This window comes from Clostridia bacterium (assembly GCA_035628995.1).
Taxonomy (GTDB): Bacteria; Bacillota; Clostridia; order Lutisporales; family Lutisporaceae; genus BRH-c25.
The window spans coordinates 189,175-205,721 of sequence record DASPIR010000010.1; the positions used below are offsets into that span (position 1 = coordinate 189,175).

Here is a 16,547-nt window from a genome sequence, read left to right on the forward strand (position 1 = left end):
TTGTTATTAATCTTACAATATTATGTTAGTATCTACACCATATTTTACTATAAAAGTGCACGGAATACAAGCATCTAATTGCACAAAGTGCTTTGTATATTTACTTATCATTCAGCACTTTCTTCACTGCATTAAAAATCTTGTTGTATCCTGTGCAGCGGCACAAATGTCCGGAAATCTCACGTTTTATCTCTTCGTCAGAGTATTTCTTGCCACTTTCTACAATAGCAGTTGTTGTAAGTACAAGTCCGGGTGTGCAGAAACCGCATTGTATAGCCCCTTCTTCTATAAAGGCCTGCTGTACTTTAGATAATTCACCGTCTTTGGAAACCCCTTCAATGGTTGTTATCCTTTTTCCGTCAGCCCATACTGCCAGAAAGATACATGAATTAATCGCAGTTCCATTTATCAGCACCGTACATGCACCACATTCACCAACGGAGCAACCCTGCTTGACTCCTGTAAAATGAAGTCTGTTTCTCAGTACCTCAAGCAGGGATTCTTTTATATCAACCTCAAGTGAATACGCCTTATCATTTACTATCATGCTAATTTTTTTCATTTCATTCAATATCAGCACCTCCGCTTCTGCGAACAGCTTCCTTAAGCGCCCTGATTGTCAGTATTTCAATCAAATGCTCTCTATAAGATTTTGAAGCACGCCAGGAATCTCTGGCTTTTGAGGATTTTATGGCATACTTACCTATCTCTTTCAAGGTTTCCTCAGTAATATCCTTACCTCTGGCATAAGTCTCAGCTTCAGTGCATCTTATTGGCGTTGGAGCTGCGACTCCTAAGGCAATTCTTACATCTGTGAATTTTCCGGCCTCTGCCTTGCAAACTACCGAGACCCCAAGTATTGCGATATCCATTGCTTTTCTGTTGCTGTATTTTATATAGCAGCCACTGGTTTTCCGGTAGTTATCTTCTGAAATTAAAATGTTAGTCAATATTTCTCCAGGTAATAGATGTACTTTCCCAGGTCCTGCATAAAATTCCCGGACTTGAATTATTCTGGTTCCTGCAGGGCTAACCAATTTCAAAGCTGCATCATATGCAAGCATTGTGGTTGCACTGTCAGCCGATACAGCACCATTACATATATTACCCCCAATTGTACCCATGTTTCTGACCTGGGGTCCACCAACGGACACTGCTGCCTCTGACAGGACCGGTAAGTACTTATTTATGATGTCATTCCGGAATAATTGAGCAAAGGTAGCCATTGCACCTATAGAAATTGTACCATCTTCTAAAATGCTGATTTCATCCATCCCAGCGATATCTCTTAAGCTTAAAAGCTCAACTTCGGAGAGTGTGCCATTATGCATACGGACCAACACATCTGTGCCTCCTGCAATAATTTTCAAATTCGGATTGCCAGAAAGCATTTTCAAAGCGACCTCAAGAGTTTCAGGTTTCTCTATATTTATAATATCAAACATTCTCTAGTCTCCTTTCTAAAGCAATCCGCTTTCTTTCATTTTTTCAAAAACCGCCTGAGGGGTCATAGGTATTTTGTTAATTGCTATTCCTGTTGCATTCAGAACAGCGTTTCTCACTGCCGGTGCAGGAGAAATCGTTGTATTCTCACCCAGGGATTTTTGTCCTACGGAGCCTGCAGGATCAGGTATCTGAACAAATTCAGCCCCTATATCCGGTGTATCCATTATAGTCTGAAGCTTGTAGTCCAGGAAATTGTTGTTTAAAGGAGCACCTGTCCTTTGGTCAAAGAGCATTTGCTCCGACAAGGCATACCCGAGGCTCATGCTGACGCCTCCATGCACTTGCCCTTCTGCAAGCAGCGGATTGATTATCACGCCTGAGTCATGTACGTTATATATCTCGATTACCTCTATCCTTCCGGTCTCAATATCCACCTCAACCTCTGTAAAGGTAACTCCGTACGCCATGGCATTTATTCTGCAGTTTGCAGTAACATCGCTTGTTATTGGTGCGGCGTTTACCAAGTCATAATAGGACTCCATTGCAATATCTTCCAGAGTGCAAATCTCTCTGCCTAGCTTTTTTTCTATAATCCTTGCATTCCTTATATCCAATTCATCAATACTTAAACCGACTTTTGGGGCCGCCAGCTCAAGAACCTTCTGTCTGGCTTCCTCTGCAGCCTTTTTAACAGCCGCGCCTGAGACAAAGGTCTGTCTTGAAGCATAAGACCCTAAGTCAAAGGGCGTCACATCGGTATCCTGCTGTGACACGATATGAACCATATCGAAAGGTAAGCCAAGTACTTCAGCAGCTATTTGCGACAGAACGGTATCGCTTCCCTGTCCTATCTCTGTGGCACCGACCTGAAGCTGTATTGAGCCATCCTGATTCATCACAATCCTTGCTCCTGCTATCTCAAACCCATGGGGACTGGTTCCTGTCGCATAACTGAAGCAAGCCATACCCAGCCCTCTTCTCTTTATACCTCTTTGATCCTGGTATTTTTTCAACTTCTCATCCCATTTAATCAGTTGTTTTCCCTTTTCAATGCATTCAGGAAGCCCGAAGGATCGTACTACAATTTCAGAATGGGGGTCCACCTTTCCAAGACTGATAAGGTTTTGCTTCCTGAATTCTATCGGGTCCATATTCATTGCCCTGGCTATATCTTCTACATGGCTCTCCAATGCATAGAATATCTGAGGACAACCATATCCCCTCATGGCCCCTGCTGCAGGTAGGTTTGTATAAACTGTTTTGGGCTCATACTTCATGGAATTGAAATCATAAAGCAGCCTGAACTTTCCACCTGCGCTAAGCACAATAGTATGCCCATGAGAAGCATAGGCTCCGTTATTGCTTACAGGCTTCATACATAGGCTGAGAAGCTTCCCTTCTTTTGTTACTGCTGTCCTTATATAGAACTTCATGGCATGGCGGGTTCTTGTATCTATGAAGCACTCTTCTCTCGTCAAGGCATAGCGCACGGGCTTTCCATTGACCGCCAGGGACATGGCTGCAGTAAGAGGTTCTATTATTACATCCTGCTTGTTTCCGAACCCTCCTCCGATATATGGCTTGATGACTCTGATTTTCCCCCAAGAGATGCCAAGAGCTTGGCCAACTATCCTTCTTACTATTTGCGGAATCTGTGTTGAGCTTACAATTACTATACGTCCGTCTGCATCCACATAAGCATATGCGCTTTGTATCTCCAGATGGCAGTGTTGAACTATACTGGTTTCATAGACGCCTTCAAAAATACGGTCAGCTTTCTTAAAATCCGCTTCAGTGTCTCCTATCTCCTCACTTGTTGCGCCCAGGATATTGTCCGGTCTTTCTTCATGAATTGTAGGAGCACCTGGCAAAATTGCCTTCTCCGGATCTAATACAAAGGGAAGAATCTCATACTCCACCTCAATCAGCTTAAGAGCTTTCTCTGCAGTTAGTGCATCTACAGCTACTACTGCTGCAATACCATCACCGACAAACCGTGCCTTATCCGTAAGAATCAACCGATCATCCACATCTCTATGCTTCGGATTTAAAGACCATGGATGACCCGCAGTTGCATACTTTATCCCAGGTAAATCCTCATGGGTAATTACAGCCTCAACACCAGGCAAGGCTCTTGCTTTGCTCACATCAATACACTTTATAATCGCATGGGCGTAAGGACTTCTCAAAACCTTCCCTACAAGCATATCCCGTTCGAAGAAGTCATCAGCATACTTTGCTTTACCTGTTACTTTGGCGACTGCATCTAACCTAGTCACTCTTTTCCCCACTACATCAAATGACATATTTTCACCTTCAATCAAGCAAATTTTCACATTTTAGAATCGTTTCCAAACAGCGCTGGCCAATTCACGGCTTCTCGCCATCATTTTTTCTTCATCGATATTAACCAATTTTCTGTCTTCCATTACAACCTTGCCGTTAACAATTGTTGTATCAACGAAACGCCCATTGATGCCGAACAGCAGATGACCGTTTATATTACCTGCATTTATTGGCGTCGGAGGATTGTAATCAACAATGATTACATCAGCCAAGGCGCCTTCTTTCAAAATTCCCACTTCTCCATCAATAAATCTCTCAGTTATTTTCTTGTTATTGACAAACAGCATTTCAGGAATTTCACCCCAGGCAACCTTTGAATCTCCTTTAACGTGTTTATGAATGATATTCCCAACCTTGTAGGATTCCATCATGTCTGCTGTATACCCATCAGTGCCCAAGCCCAAAAGAATGCCTTTATTGAACATTTCAAGCACCGGTGAAGCGCCTACTGCATTTCCCATATTAGACTCCGGGTTATGGACAACGATTGTGTCCTTTTCTTTCAGCATATCCATTTCCTTCTCTGAAATGTGAATGCAATGAACTGCTATGGTCTTATCAGAGAGGACTCCTGTATCGTACCACCTTTCTATAACACCTTTGCCATACTTTGCCTTTGAATCTTCCAAGTCTTCAATGCCTTCCGCAGAGTGCACATGAAAGCCCGCATTCAAGCTATTGACAGCATCTAAACACTTATCCAAAGTCTTTTCTGAAATGGTCATGGACGCATGAAGTCCAAACATGCCTTTGAGCATATCATCCTTCTTGCTGTTGCAATATTTTATGAAGTCCGCATTTTCAGCAATACCTTCTTCTGCGATTTTCTCACCATCACGGTCTGAGGTTTCATAGCACAGATTGCTTCGAACTCCAATATGTTCCGCTGCCTCAGCGATTTTAAACAAGCTGCCTGTAATTGCATAAGGACTTGCATGATGATCAAAAACTGTTGTCACACCATTTTTCACCTGGTCAATCATTGGACCAACCGCACTATAGTACACATCCTCAAGGGTCAATACCTTGTCCAGTCTCCACCATAAGCCCTTCAAGATGTCAGAGAACTTTTCTGCCGGTGGGCTGTCGTTGGACATACCTCTGGCAAAAGTACTGTAATAATGCATATGTGTGTTAATAAATCCTGGCATTATAAGCTTTCCTTTTGCATCTATGAACCTTGCTGTACTATATTTCTCTTTAAGGCCTTGGGTCAAGCCCACTTCTATTATTTTGTTGCCATCAATCGCGACACATCCGTTTTCAATTATAGGTTTATCATTATCACGAGTAATGACTTTGCCGTTTCCTACTAAAATCATTCTTTTGTCCTCCCTGCTTTTATTAGTCGTATTCTATCTAATGCTATATATATTTTTAACTGTTTCTTTGTTTGTTTACAATTTTCACAGCTGTATTATGAGCATCCACTGCCACTTTATCTGAATCAATCGTTGTAAGTTTTCCATCTTTAACTACAACTTTACCGTTAACGATAGTCATGTCAACCAAGCTTGAATTCCCCAAACAAACTAATGATACCAAGGGATCGTGACATCCGGAGTATTCAATACCTTTAAGGTCGAAAAGAACGATATCGGCAGCTTTACCAACATCAAGCCTTCCGGTGTCATTTCGTCCTAAAACATCTGCGCCGCCTCTGGTAGCTACTTTGAGGATTTCATAGGCTGTTAGCCCTTCAGTTCCATATTTCAGGTGGTTTAACAAGTATGCTCGTCGTACTTCTTCCCACATATTGGACCCATCATTGCTTGCACTGCCGTCTACCGCTATGGAGAGCTTCCCTCCTGCTCTTACGATTTCTGTTGTCCTGCAGATACCGCTGGAAAGCTTCATATTAGAGGAAGGACAATGGGCAATTCCTGAGCCTTGCAGTCTGTCTATTTCCCCATCGCTCAAAAATATACCATGTGCAAACCATACATCATTTCCAACCCACTCCAGATCCTCCATGAGCTCGAAAGGCCTCCTGCCGTAACGCTCCAAACAGAACTTTTCTTCATCAAGGGTTTCGGCCAGATGTGTATGAAGCATGACCCCTTTCTTTCTCGCCAGATCCTTTGCCTGCAGCATGAGCTGACGGCTTACGGAAAATGGGGAGCAGGGTGCTAGAGCGATTCTCTGCATTGAAAAGGGGCTATTGTCATGATACTGATTTATCAATCTTTCACTATCCAGAAGGATAGCTTCTTCGGTTTGTACAACCTCCATCGGAGGCAGGCCTCCCATATCTCTGCCAAGAGACATGGATCCTCTTGTTGCGTGGAACCTTATACCGATCTCCCTTGCAGCCCTTATTTGATCATCTATAAGTGTTGAAGGCTGATCCTTGGGGAACACGTAATGATGATCCGAGGTCAAAGTGCAGCCTGTACGAAGAAGTTCTGAAAAGCCCACCAAGGCACCGTAGTAAACTGCTTCCGGTGTGATATTTTTCCAAAATTCATATAAGCCGATCAACCATGGAAAAAGAGGCTGCTCCTGCACTTCTTTAATCCCTCTGAACAAGGTCTGATAGAGATGATGGTGTGTATTTACAAAACCCGGCAGTGCAGTTAATCCACTGCAGTCAATTATTTCAACATCTCCCACAACACTTAACTTACTGCCTATCTCCTTGATGGCTGCTCCCTCAATCAATATATCGCAGTGTTCAAAGGATTCCTCTCGATCATTGAAAGTGACTATAAGGTCAATATTCTTTAACAGCTTTTGATTCATAAGTCCATGCCTCCAAATTGCTTACTGATTAATTTTTTAAAGCGAACTGCACCTCAAAGCAGTTATCATCATGCTTTTTGCATTTTATCGATAAACATTGCAGTATTGTGAGGTACAGTTCGCTTTTTAGGGTCATATTTTACCTTATTTCTTCAATTTTGTTCTTGATTATTCTGGTTCCATTATAACATATAGGAATATTTGTTAATACAGTTCTCAATGATGCCCGCCATCTCTTTTGAAACAACATTTTCCTGTCCAACTGTATAGTTGACTGTCTCTCCTTCTTCAGTTCGAACCATACAAATCCCCTTTGACATATCGGTTACCAGGAAGCCTTTATTAGTGCTGTCCTTGAAATCTGCTTCATTCCAAAAAACAGTAACCTTATCTTTATACGGATTCCCTTCATGCGGACAGAAAATGCCACAGTTTCCGCACTCATTGCACATACCATCCAAATGGATAATCTGATGTGCAGAACCGAACCCTCCATCTATATATATTACCGCATTCGCTCTGTTAGGACATACATCAACACATAATTCGCAAATGCTTCCACAATTGAGGCATCTGACCGATTCCTCTTCTCCGCATATGGGATTTTTCAAAATACCTTTCTTTTCATATAGTGCTTTTTCATTTATAGGAAGAACTTTTTTCTCAAAATCAGCACTCAAGCCTTCTCTTGCCAAAATATCCTTTGCTACCGCTTTTCCATCTGCAATGGCTTTAACAATAGACGCAGGTCCTTTCTTTACATCGCCGGCAACATATACGCCTGATACGTTCGTCTCGCAAACAGCGCTGACTTTGGGGAAGCCTTTCGAATCCAACTCTATCCCGTTTTCCCTTAGCAAGTCTCCATCAACCTGTTCACCGACTGCAACGATGACAATATCTGCATCTAATGCTGCTGTATTTCCTGTAGGAACAGGACTCCTTCTTCCGGTCGCATCACTGTTTCCTAAAATCATTTCCTCACATATAAGCTTACCGCCTGCATATGTTGAGGGTGAAAGCAGTTCCTTGAATAAGATTCCTTCATCCAAAGCCATTTTGATTTCTTCATGGTCCGCCGGCATAAATTGTCTTGTTCTTCTGTATACGATAGAAACTGATTCTACCCCAGGCACTCTCTTGGCAGCTCTGGCCGCATCCATTGCAACATTTCCGCCGCCTATGACACAAACATGCTTCCCTAAGCTGATATTTCCATTTTGAGCTTTGTAGTTTTCAAGGAAAGCAATCGCATTGACAGTCTTTTCAGCCCCTTCTTTCAGAGAGATTTGCCCCGGCTTCCAAGCACCAATTGCTACTACAATATAATCATAGTCTTTCTTCAATGCATTAACATTGAAGTTTTCATCAATGCCAAGCTTAAACTCTACTCCTTGACTTTTAACAAGCTCCAAATCCTTCTTGACCATATCCTTCGATATTCTGAATTCAGGAATTACATACTCAACTATACCGTAAGGCCTGTCTTTCTTATCCATTACAGTAACTTCGACGCCATTCCTTCTTAAGAATAGTGCTGTTGCTAAACCTGCAGCACCTGCACCGACTACCGCTACTTTTTTATTGCTTTTTATATCTGCCGGTTTGATTCCAGCAATGTATTTATCCTGTGCATTAACAGCTGCTATTTTTTTCATATCCCTGATCAGAACAGACTCATCATAATCCAAACGGGTACATTTGTACTGGCACTGGTGATCACAAATTGATCCTGTAATAGACGGTGAAGCATTGTCGTTGACAATGACCGAAAAAGCCTCATCATACTTTTCTTCACCCACTAATGCAACATATTGGGGAATCTGCTGGTTGATTGGACACCCAATTGTACAGGGAGCTATGGCACAGTCATAAAGCGGCAGCTTGGAAGTAAGCTTTCTGCTATTAACCGGTCTCAGTTCTTTTCGGTGGTGCTTGTCCGTTAATGCATTCTTTGCAAGGCTGTCTATTTTAGCAATGTCAATGCCTGCAAAAGCACCCTTGAGCTGCCCTTCTACCTTTTCTGCCATCTGTGTGATTCTTTCATAGCCTCCGGGCTTTAAAATGGTTGTTGCAAATGTAACGGGCTGAATTCCAACAGCTAAAACCTTGTCAATATTAAAGAAGTCAACGCCTCCTGAATATGAAATCTGCAAATCTCCATCAAATTCTTTAGCCAATCTAGCTGCCAAAGAAATAGAAAGGGCGTACAGCGATCTGCCTGACATGTACATTTCTTCCCCTGCTAATTCCTGATTAAGAATCTTGGCAGGTAATGTATTTGTCAATTTGACCCCAACTGCAAGGTTCAACTCCTTGCCGACAGCTTTTAGTCGTTTCAGCATTGCAACGCCGTCTCCAAACTGCAAATCATTTACAAAATGGTGTCCATTAAGTGCAATATAATCGTAACCCATTGTATCCAAAGTTTCTCTGACGAACTTTTCACCTAGTAGCGTCGGGTTCATTTTTACAAAGGTATGCAAATTTTTCTCTGTAAGAAAATAATTGGATATCCGCTCAATCTCTTGGGGAGGGCATCCGTGGAGTGTAGAAAGTGTAATAGAAGGACAAACCACAGGAGAAACCTTATCAAGGTCTTCCCTTGTGAAATGGGAAAACAAATGCATATTTGAAAGTAACGCTTCTCTGCATTCATTCCATATTTCTGTTTTTGATGCATTACGCATTCCTTCTATATAGGCATCCATTTTGGGAGATTTTATACCTTCCAGGTCATAGCCTACGCTCATATTGAACATAAAGTCTCTTTTGTCGCTTAAACCAAGTTCAATCATCAAGACATGCAGCAAAAACCATGCCTTAATGTACTCATTATAAGCATCCGGCACTCTTAACTCTGTCGACCACTCTACATTGTAGCCTTCATCCTGAGCAAAAATACACGGTTTGGATACAGGCAAATCTTCTCCGTCAAGCTTTTGTACTGTTTTCAGCTCTATAAAACGGCACCCGGTCAAATAAGCTGCTGCAATATTCTGTGTTAATTGCGAGTTTGGACCAGCTGCAGGACCGATTGGCGAAGCTAACTTCTCCCCAAACAGCTCAATGTAATTTCCGCTTTTATTGTTGTAAAACTTACTTCTGTGAATACCAAAAATTGAATCTTTTTCTTTTAATTCCTTAGTCACCCAAAGAATCATTTTTTCAAAAGATATTGGTCTCATTTTATCGCTCATTTTTTACCCCTCCGTATATATTTAAAGGCATTAGGAACGCATGCAATGCGTTCCCTACAATGCTTTCCGGATGACATATGCGTTATCACTCTGCTAGGTTTTCTGTTGTTTTAGGCATTTTATCAGCATACTTTTCTACGAATAGTGATGGAATTGCTGCATACATTGCAGCCGCTTTTACCAGTTCATTTTTCCATGTCTTTTCGTTTGGAGCATGAGCCTGGTCTTCATGACCCGGGCCAAAGCCTATGCATGGTATGCCATATTTGCCCATAATAGAAACACCGTTTGTTGAGAACGTCCATTTATCCAATGTCGGCTCATCCTCAAAAAGTCCTTCATAAACTTCTAATAATGTACTGCAAACAGGATGATCCTCTTCAATGAACCAGGTTGGGAAATATGCTTCAGTCGGGTATACCAAGCCTGTGTATGCGGGTCTGCTGTATGGATACATTGTTACTTCAGCCTTTGCTGCTTTAACGGATGGCAATTCTCTGATCTGGTTCAATGCATACTCTCCATTTTCTCCAGCAGTAAGCCTTCTGTCTATTGAAATCCAGCAGCTGTCTGCAACTGCGCATCTTGATGGGGATGTATGGAATATCTCCGATACAGTCAAAGTACCCTTTCCAAGGAATGGATGATCTATAAGTCTTTCATTAAGCTCTTTCAATTCCATGAGAATCGGCGCCATTTTGTAGATGGCATTGTCACCTCTCTCCGGGGCGGAGCCGTGGCAGCTGATACCCGGAGTCATTACCTTTATTTCCATTCTGCCTCTGTGTCCTCTGTATATACGGCAGGAGGTCGGTTCTGTAATAACAACAAATTCCGGCCTGATATTCAATTCCTTTATAATATACTGCCAGCACAAGCCATCACAGTCTTCTTCCTGTACGGACCCTACTATCAATAATGTAAAATCATCTTCCAACTTCAAATCTTTAATTATTTTTCCTGCATAAACCATTGAGGCCATACCGCCTTCCTGGTCGCTTGCGCCTCTGCCGAGGATGATCTCATCATCCTCATAGCCCTTGTATGGGTCATATTCCCAATTCTTTATATTTCCAACACCTACTGTATCAATATGTGCATCCATGGCAATCAGATGTTTGCCATGTCCTATATAACCGAACACGTTGCCCATTGGATCTGTTTCAACCTTGTCAAAACCGACATCTTTCATTTCCTTCATTATTCTCTGGATTACTTCTTTCTCTCCACAGCTTTCACTTGGAATTGCAATCATGTCTCTCAAGAATTTTGACATTTGAGGTTTATATTTCTCAGCCAGTTCAAGTATTTTATTAAAATCATATGCCATTTTATACCCTCCTAAATATTTCGTGAAATACATTTTAAATTCTTAATTCAAATTTCACGTAAATGTTTCCTTGATTGTTATTGAATTCGCACTATACCCAATAGGAATACTTTTGTGCGTTCAATATTATATTTCGCGAAAAATATTTTATTTTGTCAGTCCAGTTCTTTCATTAAACTGCTCAATCATCCTATCAAGCTCAGGTCCCATTTTGTGTAATCTTCCCCAATAGTTGTCATAATCGTACCACTGCTCATTAAGCTCATCCAGATCATACATCTGCTGTTCGATCCATGTGTAGTATTTGAGATTATGGATACGTTTCTTGCCCTGGTAAGTCAATTCTTCCATGCTGTCTGTTCTGAGACCCTGAACGCATCTATTGTAATCGATGGCTGCATCAAGCTGCTGATATCCCTTGCCTCTTTCTTCTTCCATCTCTTTCAATCTCGACTGGTACATTTCTGCTGAATCTGTAAGTATTGTGATTACCATATCATTCTCTGTAAGCTCGTAGTATTTTGCGAACTTTATGCAGGATATGATATTTGCAGCGCCTGAAATTCCAACCCAGGAAAGCTTCTCTATAACATCTTCTGAGACACCCTGTCCTCTCAAGTATTCCTGTCCTGCAGGTTCATTGAGGAGACGGAACATACCCAAGCTGTCATTATCATCTATTGCGATAACCATATCTGTATTCTTTACATTATGAATCCACGGCACGTGCTTGTCGCCTATACCTTCAATTCTGTGATCCCCAAAACCATTATTGAGTAATGTTGGACATTGCAATGCTTCTCCAACAGCAATTTTGGCATTTGGATACTGATCCTTCAAATAGTCCCCAGAGCCCAGTGTTCCTGCTGAACCGGAAGTCAGGCATACACCTGCAAGTTTTCCCTTTGAGCCTGCTTCTGCCTTGATGACCTCTTCCATAGCATGGCCTGTAACTTCATAGTGCCATAAATGGTTGCCAAGCTCCCCAAACTGGTTGAATATAACAACATTTTCTCTGGTTCTTCTCAGTTCCCATGTTTTGTCATATATTTCTTTTACATTACTCTCACAGCCAGGTGTAGCTATAACTTCTCCAGCTACCGTCTTAAGCCATTCAAAACGCTCTTTGCTCATATTCTCAGGTAATATTGCAATGGAGCTGCAGCCAAGAAGTGTAGAATTGTAAGCTCCACCACGGCAGTAGTTGCCTGTAGAAGGCCAAACCGCTTGATGATAGGTTGGATCAAACTGTCCGGTAACTAAGCGTGGAACCAAACAAGCAAAGCTTGCACCTACCTTATGTGCTCCGGTAGGAAAGAACTTTCCTGTCATTGCGAAAATCCTTGCTTTAACGCCGGAAATCGCAGAAGGAATCTCAACATAGTTAGGTAATTCATTGTATAATCCGCCATTTTTAACAGGCTCATTTTTCCAGGAAATTCTGAAAAGGTTGATTGGATTAACATCCCACAAACCGGTATTTTTTAGTTTTTCCTTTACTTTTGCCGGTATCTTGTTAGGATCCTTCATTTGAGCTAGGGTTGGGATAGCAATCTTCCTTTCCTTAGCATTCTGTATGGTTTTTTGAAGTCGTTCTTCATTGACTGTTAAATCAATAAGTTTTCTCATTCTTCACCCTCCATTGATAATCTAATTTATTTATTAATAATTTTTTTAACATCCTCCAAATTTGGTTCTACAACGTTTGCCTTTCCAGCAGCTTGCACAGCGCTCTTTATATCCTTGAGACCGCTTCCGCTGACTATACTGACAACTCTTTCATCACCCTTAATCAATCCAAGTTCATTCATTTTCATAATTCCTGCAAAACTTGTAACTCCAGCAGGTTCCCCGAAAACGCCTGTTTTTTGAGCCAATATCTTCATTGCTGAAAGTATTTCTTCATCGGATACATCTACCATATAACCTTTGGATTCATGTATAGCATTTAAAGCTTTGATGCCATTGCGTGGTATTCCTACAGAAATACTATCTGCTATAGTCTGAGGTGCTCTATAATCAAATTCGTAAGTATTATTTTTAAAGGCTCTTGTCACAGGATTGGAATTTGCGGCTTGAACGCCAACGATCTTGGGAAGCTTGTCAATTAAACCAAGTGTGTAGCATTCCTTGAAGCCTTTCCATACCCCGCCTATAGAACAACCGTCTCCGACAGCTACGACTGCGATGTCTAGCGCCTTCCAGCCAAGCTGCTCACAAATCTCATAAGAAATTGTTTTCTTGCCTTCCACCAAATATGGATTTATTGCACAGCTTCTGTTATACCAGCCGAATTCATCAGCTGCCTTGAAGCAAAGCTCTACTGCTTCATCATATGTGCCTTTTACAAGAAATACATTTGAACCGTATATGAGAAGCTGTGTTACCTTGGCCTCCGGAGCTGTCTCCGGTACAAATATATAAGTTTTTATACCTGCACTGGCAGCAAATCCTGACAGTGAGGAGGCTGCATTTCCTGTTGATGCCGCACACATTACATATCTATCAAGCTCAATAGCCTTTGCAACTCCGACTGCACTTGCTCTGTCTTTGAGGGATGCAGTAGGGTTCCTTGAGTCATCCTTTAAGAAAAAGCTATTTAGTCCTGTTTCCTTTGAGAGCTTTTTTATATCATAGAGTGGTGTCCATCCCACCTGGAGCGGCTGTATACCCTTGGTATCCTCCAAAGGTATTGCAGGAAGATAACGCCATAAAGAGTAATCTGTGTTTCTTTTCAGATAATCGTGTGTCAATTCCTTTTTAATCTGATCATAATCCAGAACAACATCCAAAATTCCATCAATACCACAATCCAAGCATGTATAAAGTATCTCAGCCGGATCATATTCTCTTCCGCATTTAACACATTTTAGCTTTAATACCTTGCTCATTCCTTCACCTTCTTTCTATTATAAGGAGTCTCCTCCAAAGGCAGTTCAAGCCTTCTTATACCGTCAAATCTTTCATAAGCCGAAGCCACTGCTGCAGCTACCGGGATTAAAGCTATCTCACCAATCCCTTTTGCTCCGAATGCCAGCTCCGATAGATTCTTTTCTATAATTTTTACATCAATTTCCGGTATTTCAGTAGCTCTTAACAAGCCAAGAGTCCCAAACTTCGATTTTACAAGTCCTTTTTCATAGACCAGCTTCTCTCTCAACGCTGAGCCCAAGCCCATTATTACACCGCCCTCCACCTGTCCTTCTACGTTCAGAGGGTTTATTGCTTTTCCTATATCATGAGCAGCAACTATCTTTGCAACCTTGCCATCATCATTGAGTATCACTACATGGGTAGCATAGCCGTATGCAACGTGGCTTATCGGATTCTCTTTTCCGGATTTAATAGGATCTGTAATCCCATTGAATTCACCCTCAAAATCCTGTCCTTCCAGCTCTTCTAAAGTTTTTATTTCCAATTCTGTCTTTAGTTTGAGTGCGGCCTGACGACAAGCTTCACCAGTAAACAAAGTCTGTCTTGATGCTGTTGTTGCTCCTGAGTCAGGACATAAGGATGAGTCCGGTTGATTAAAGATAATATTGGTCCCATCGATCCCGACTGTTTCAGATACTATTTGTATCATTACAGTAGCCAAGCCCTGCCCTATGCAAGATGCAGCCGAGTAGATGACCACCTTGCCGTCTTTTACCCTGATGCGGCAGCGGCCGATATCCGGCAAGCCGACGCCTATACCGGTGTTTTTAAATGCACACGCAATTCCGGCGTATTTGTTGTTATAATAGTCATCCTTAACTGCAAGAAGGGTTTCCTTAATAGCGACATCATCACCGCAAATCTGACCATTGGCAAGAACCATTCCGGGCTCAACCGCGTTTCTGTATCGAATTTCCCATCTATCCAATCCTGCCAAGTCTGCCAGTTGATCCATATTAGCTTCTGCGCCAAAATTTGACTGTGGCACACCAAAGCCCCTGAATGCTCCCGCTGGAGGATTGTTCGTATATACACAGTATCCATCCAATTCGATATTTGGAATACTGTATGGGCCACAAGCGTGAGTACATGCCCTCTCGAGAACTGCAGTCCCCAAGGATGCATAAGCACCGGTATCAGCAATAATTCTTGCAGTCATTGCAGTAAGTATTCCCTGATCATCGCAGCCTGTTGTAATCTCTAATTCCATACCGTGTCGTTTCGGATGGCATAACAGGCTTTCTTCTCTGGTAAAAGTATATTTGCAAGGTTTCTTTGTATAAAAAGTTCCTAAAGCCGCATAATGCTGAACGCTCAAGTCCTCTTTGCCTCCGAAGCCTCCGCCTACATTTTGTAGAATTACTCTTACCTTATCATGAGGCAGACCAAGTATACGACATATTTCATGATGGTCATGAGTAACACTCTGAGTAGCAACATATAAAGTCAAGACATCTCCATCATAGAAAGCAACTGTACTTTCAGGTTCGATAAAGGCATGCTCCAGAGGAGGTGTCTTATAGGTGTTTTTCACTGTATATTTGGATGCAGCCAGTGCTTCCTCAGGATTTCCTCTTTTTACATAGGTCCTGCTCAACAGATTACCCTTTTCATGAATCTTTGGAGCATCCTCCTCCAAAGCTCTTTTAGGATCTGTAACAGGCTCCATTTCTTCATACTTTACTTCAATGAGCTGTAAAGCCTCATCTGCAATTTCTTTCGTTCTGGCAACAACTGCCGCTACTGCATCTCCAGCACAGCGTGTCATTTCTCCAACCGGTACAAAGGTCGGCCAGTCTTTGAAAATATATCCCTGGTAATTTTCTCCCGGCACTTCAGCTGCTGTCAAAACTGCTTCCACACCTTCTAAGGATCCGGCTTTGACCGTATCGATCGACAATACTCTAGCACGGGGCTTCATTGCTCTAAGAACAGAAACATAAAGCATATCATCCATGAAAACATCATCGCAATAAGTTGCTTCGCCCAATGCCTTTTGTATAGCGTCAATCCTGCGCCAATTTTGTCCGATATTGGATTTGCATGTGTTCAATCTGATATGCTTCAATTCCCTTAAGGCTTCTGCGGCAAGCATAATTGCATTAATAATCTTTACATAGCCGGTGCATCTGCAAATATTATTCCTGATAGCTTTTTTTATGTCTTCTTCCGCAGGATTCAGATTCTGATCCAGTAATGCTTTGGCGCTCAGCACCATGCCGGGTGTACAAAAACCGCATTGTACTGCTCCTGCTTCAGCGAATGCATTTGAATATATTTCCCTTTCCAATTCACTGAGCCCTTCAACAGTAAGTACCTCTTTATCCTGCAGCTTATCAACCTTCATAGTGCAGCACCTTACTGCTTTACCGTCTATCAAAATAGTGCAGGCACCGCATACCCCTTCGTCGCAGCCATTTTTAACAGATGTCAGCTTTTCCACTTCTCTAAGGTATTTCAAAAGAATTGTTCCGTTTTGTACAGAAGTTGCTCTTCCGTTTAGCCTGAAACTAACCAAAGACACCACCTACCTTAGCAACATATATAAA

10 protein-coding genes are annotated in these 16,547 nt (G+C 41.9%); all 10 read right to left on the minus strand.

The features are described 5' to 3' along the window. Nucleotides 1-100: 100 nt before the first annotated feature. Complete coding sequence (xdhC, locus tag VEB00_03730; GenBank protein HYF82124.1) at nt 101-571, minus strand: xanthine dehydrogenase subunit XdhC; 471 nt, start codon at nt 569-571, stop codon at nt 101-103. Beyond that, the gene (gene xdhB / locus VEB00_03735) at nt 564-1,445 is read right to left on the minus strand and encodes a xanthine dehydrogenase FAD-binding subunit XdhB (protein ID HYF82125.1); all 882 of its coding nucleotides are present in this window, start codon (nt 1,443-1,445) and stop codon (nt 564-566) included. Before xdhB ends, xdhC begins: the two co-directional genes overlap by 8 nt. A 15-nt stretch (nt 1,446-1,460) precedes the next feature. Continuing rightward, nucleotides 1,461-3,752, minus strand: coding sequence for a xanthine dehydrogenase molybdenum-binding subunit XdhA (xdhA, locus tag VEB00_03740; GenBank protein HYF82126.1), 2,292 nt, complete (start codon nt 3,750-3,752; stop codon nt 1,461-1,463). A 33-nt stretch (nt 3,753-3,785) separates the two neighbouring features. Beyond that, the gene (ssnA, locus tag VEB00_03745) at nt 3,786-5,114 is read right to left on the minus strand and encodes a putative aminohydrolase SsnA (GenBank protein ID HYF82127.1); all 1,329 of its coding nucleotides are present in this window, start codon (nt 5,112-5,114) and stop codon (nt 3,786-3,788) included. Between the two features lie 55 nt (nt 5,115-5,169). Beyond that, complete coding sequence (locus VEB00_03750) at nt 5,170-6,534, minus strand: 8-oxoguanine deaminase (protein ID HYF82128.1); 1,365 nt, start codon at nt 6,532-6,534, stop codon at nt 5,170-5,172. 182 nt (nt 6,535-6,716) lie between these two features. Further along, entirely contained in the window at nt 6,717-9,734 is a 3,018-nt protein-coding gene (gene ygfK, locus VEB00_03755; protein ID HYF82129.1) for a putative selenate reductase subunit YgfK, read from the minus strand. Between the two features lie 85 nt (nt 9,735-9,819). Continuing rightward, complete coding sequence (locus VEB00_03760) at nt 9,820-11,064, minus strand: YgeY family selenium metabolism-linked hydrolase (GenBank protein HYF82130.1); 1,245 nt, start codon at nt 11,062-11,064, stop codon at nt 9,820-9,822. A 147-nt stretch (nt 11,065-11,211) separates the two neighbouring features. Continuing rightward, nucleotides 11,212-12,693 carry a pyridoxal-phosphate dependent enzyme gene (locus VEB00_03765; protein ID HYF82131.1) on the minus strand — a complete coding sequence of 494 codons (1,482 nt, stop codon included), beginning with the start codon at nt 12,691-12,693 and terminating at the stop codon, nt 11,212-11,214. A gap of 26 nt (nt 12,694-12,719) precedes the next feature. Further along, on the minus strand, nt 12,720-13,955 hold the full coding sequence (locus tag VEB00_03770; protein HYF82132.1) for a threonine synthase: 1,236 nt from the start codon (nt 13,953-13,955) through the stop codon (nt 12,720-12,722). Next, the gene (xdh, locus tag VEB00_03775) at nt 13,952-16,516 is read right to left on the minus strand and encodes a selenium-dependent xanthine dehydrogenase (GenBank protein HYF82133.1); all 2,565 of its coding nucleotides are present in this window, start codon (nt 16,514-16,516) and stop codon (nt 13,952-13,954) included. Before xdh ends, VEB00_03770 begins: the two co-directional genes overlap by 4 nt. Nucleotides 16,517-16,547 lie beyond the last annotated feature (31 nt).